At 31.6% G+C, this 940-nt stretch carries 1 protein-coding gene; it reads right to left on the bottom strand.

Annotation, left to right across the window (positions count from 1 at the left end; genetic code table 11):
• Positions 1–845: 845 nt before the first annotated feature.
• Positions 846–940, bottom strand: a 95-nt coding sequence (locus ACN6NE_RS31005) for an IS3 family transposase (RefSeq protein ID WP_157842248.1), incomplete at its 5' end; no start/stop codon positions are given.

Consider the following 940-nt stretch of genomic DNA (forward strand, 5'->3'; position numbering starts at 1 on the left):
ATTTGATTTGTGTTGAAGAAAATAAGAGGTAGTATGAGGAAATTACTAATACAACTACTCACGAAAAGACTTTTAATTTTGCGTATGAGTTCGCTAGCAACACGATTTTAGGCAAAAAAAGAGCAACCGTGATTATTCGGCTGCTTTTAGTAGAGCTCATACATATTTGATGTATGGAATAAGCTATTTTCATCATATTTTTCGCATATAGGCAATTTTTTATAGGGGTTAACATATGTATAAAAAGCTGCATAATTCATAATAGTAATCTCTCTTAAACTCCTTGTGGCTCAAGGGGTTTCTTTTTGTATGTGTACCGGAAAGAGTGATTATGTTAACTAACGTTGTATATCATATACAGCTTTAAAACAGAAAAAAACTCCTGTGACCTGTTCAGGAGTTTTTTCTGCTACATTATTTAGCCAAAGGACTGAAGCCTCACGGCGTCTTGAGTAGTTTGCTCAAAATACGATTTATTATCCAGCAAGAGTATAAATTACTTTCTACTATTTATCCGAACTAAACAATCGGTAAAAAAGATAATAGCAAAGGGAATAGCATAAATAGCGAAAGTTGCAAGAAAAATTTTATGATTTTCACCCTTCATTTACATGAATCCACCTTTATATATTAGAGCAAATATTTTAGCCTTTCTTAAGTAGAATGTTCAGATAAAGGAAAATTATGTATAACAATAGTAACTTGAATTAAGCTGCTATTTATTTATGGTTGCCGATAAAATTCATTATGGTAACTGAATTTGTATATCGTATACAGCTTAAAAAAAGAAAAAAACTACCTCAGAGTTAGGCAATGAACTGAACCCGAAAAGTTAGACCCTTTATCTAAGCAGCGAATGAGGATTGAATTCTGTATTCTACAGGGGTCAATCCTTTTAATTTTACTTTTATTCGTTTGTGGTTGTAATAAACAATATACC

The organism is Priestia sp. 53B2 (assembly GCF_056099005.1).